This window comes from Exiguobacterium sp. A1_3_1, assembly GCF_048985645.1.
In the GTDB taxonomy this organism is placed as follows: domain Bacteria; phylum Bacillota; class Bacilli; order Exiguobacteriales; family Exiguobacteriaceae; genus Exiguobacterium_A; species Exiguobacterium_A indicum.
Genome location: NZ_WBYY01000276.1, coordinates 1 through 2,243, shown reverse-complemented (window position 1 = coordinate 2,243; position 2,243 = coordinate 1). Strand labels below are relative to the sequence as shown.

The 2,243-nt window shown below is 44.4% G+C and carries 2 protein-coding genes and 1 pseudogene; 2 read left to right on the top strand and 1 reads right to left on the bottom strand.

Annotation, left to right across the window (positions count from 1 at the left end):
- Nucleotides 1-356 (bottom strand): annotated as a pseudogene (locus F8N00_RS17655) (hypothetical protein); the annotation flags it as partial.
- A 288-nt stretch (nt 357-644) separates the two neighbouring features.
- Here F8N00_RS17655 and F8N00_RS17650 point away from each other — a divergent pair.
- Both F8N00_RS17650 and F8N00_RS17645 read left to right on the top strand, forming a co-directional pair.
- Entirely contained in the window at nt 645-1,460 is an 816-nt protein-coding gene (locus F8N00_RS17650) for an SMI1/KNR4 family protein (protein ID WP_421018706.1), read from the top strand.
- 256 nt (nt 1,461-1,716) lie between these two features.
- Nucleotides 1,717-2,133 (top strand): JAB domain-containing protein, encoded by a 417-nt coding sequence (locus F8N00_RS17645; RefSeq protein ID WP_421018707.1) that lies wholly within the window; start codon nt 1,717-1,719, stop codon nt 2,131-2,133.
- Nucleotides 2,134-2,243: the final 110 nt, after the last annotated feature.

The window sequence follows — 2,243 nt, the reverse complement described above, 5'->3', positions numbered from 1 at the left end:
GCCCAGTACTTCCGGTCACCGAATCCGATGTCGACGACGACGTTCGCCTGGCGATTACCGGACAAATCTCCACCACCTACTAAAATCTTCTTATATCCTGTGAAAGAATCTTTTGCAGTTGGCGTTTTTGATTCCGTTGATGGATTCGTATCCTTTGATTGCGTGACTGTACTCGTATCAGTTGTATTTTCTGATTGTTGATCGGAATCCTCTTTTGTGTCGGTCTTTTGTGTAGTCGTGTCGTCCTGTTGCGTTACTTGCTTTGTCTCATCTGGTGGAGGTGAGATCGTCTCCGTATCTGTACATCCTGCCATCAGTAGTACGACAAGAGGAATCGTTATGTAAAAAATCTTCATAGGTGTACTCCTTTTTGATTAATCTGTCATTGCGTCCTTCATTATAACGCTAGTCCTTCATTTCTGCTGTCTTATTTCTGAAGGCTGATGTAATTGATTACCTCAAGAGCAGGGGGACAGATCGTGAACCACTTTGTTTGATGGAAAGGGACCATATACCGTTCTGTTTTTGTCTTTACAGTGATGTCTCGTCGGCATTGGATTCTAAATCATCCCAATTTTTAAAAAATATAGCGTATAGTATGAATGAGTATATAAATATACAAATGTAGTGAAAGAGGTGCTTTGATGAATTTTTGGGATGAGTTGTTAGAAGATGAGATTGCATTATCACTAAATAAAGAAAACGTGAAACAAATCGAAAAAGAATTAGGCGCACGCCTTCCTAAAAAATATATCGAAAAGTTAGAAGAACAAAACGGTGGGGATCTTGTATTCGATTCAGTGAATGTTGATTTCGAAAATACATGGTCTGACGAAGAAGATGGTCTTCATCTACCTTTAAATCGTTTTAAACCCTTGACGGTGGAGGAATTTGAGGATGGCATGCACATGTTGGCTGAGTGGGGATTAACTGGAAAATTGATACTGTTCGGCGAGGGTCAAGGCAGTTACCTTTGGTACTTCGATTTCGATGACACCCCTGACGAACCACATATTTGGTGTTTGGACATTTCGGATGAGACAACACACTTCGTAGCAGAGAGCTTCGACCAACTACTCGATCATCTCGTTCGTCGAAATGATCAAGTTGAAGGCGGAGGTGAATTAACACATGAAGATGTATTTGCCGACTATCCTTCGATGGATGAAATTCGAGAAGCTATCGCAGGGAATGATGAGGACGAACGACTTATGGCTTATCGCATGTGGTCGACAAGAGGTGAAGACGTTAAAGGATTGGTCGGTGAATTGCGTGGACGTGTTCAAGATTCGAACGATGAAGACGAACTAGATTCATACGCGGAACTATTAGCTCAAGTATTGATGGACAGATCGGTCGAAAACTATATGACACATGAGCAGGCGATTGCACTATTTAATGAAAAGGAAGATGTATCAGATTTGAGCCATGTCGTTGTACAGCTTGAATCAGATATGTAATGGATCAATAGCTTTTTAGCAACATGTCTTCGAAACCAAAAGAGACTAATCCTAAAAATTTGGGATTTGTCTCTTTTTTATACATTACTTTTTGTCGGTAGCGAGATCAGATATTTCAAATGCTGGAACGGTCCGCTCACAGACTACTCGGGATCGACGAGTAAGGAAGAATTCATTTTAGTCATCCTATTTGGAATAGCTAATGCGATAAATGATCATTTTAAAAGCACGGAACAGAGCGGTCCCGCTCTGTCTGATGGAAGGGGACCGCAAGCCGGATGTCGCGCTCGAGACGACGCATATCACATCTCCCGAGGACGCGTTCTGTGTCGCGAGACGTTTTATCCAGGACGATGACCGTGAAGTGTTCCTTGTCATCCTGCTCAATACGAAGAACCGCGTCATTGCCGTCCATCGGGCACACGTTGGTAGCATCAACTCGAGCGTCGTCCACCCTAGAGAAATTTTCAAGTCCGCCATCCTCAACAATGCGACATCGCTCATCGTCAGCCACCAGCATCCGAGCGGTGACCCGCATCCATCACGGGAAGACATCGAGGTGACCGAACGGCTCGTCGAGGTCGGACGCATCGTCGGCATCCAGCTCCTCGACCACATCATCGTCGGTGCCGGAGAAGAATACGTCAGTTTGAAGGCACAAGGTGTTTTGTAAAGGGACGATAGAACGTAGACAGGACGGGACAATCCCGTCCTGTCCATGCGCGAGGGCATGGACGAAAAACGACGTCGTTTTTCTTTTGAGAGAGCGCAAGCGAGTAAGGA

What these genes read in the sequence shown, in the direction of transcription:
- F8N00_RS17645 (WP_421018707.1), top strand. Translation starts at nt 1,717, where the DNA reads ATGGAAGGGGACCGCAAGCCGGATGTCGCGCTCGAGACGACGCATATC.
- F8N00_RS17650 (WP_421018706.1), top strand. Translation starts at nt 645, where the DNA reads ATGAATTTTTGGGATGAGTTGTTAGAAGATGAGATTGCATTATCACTA.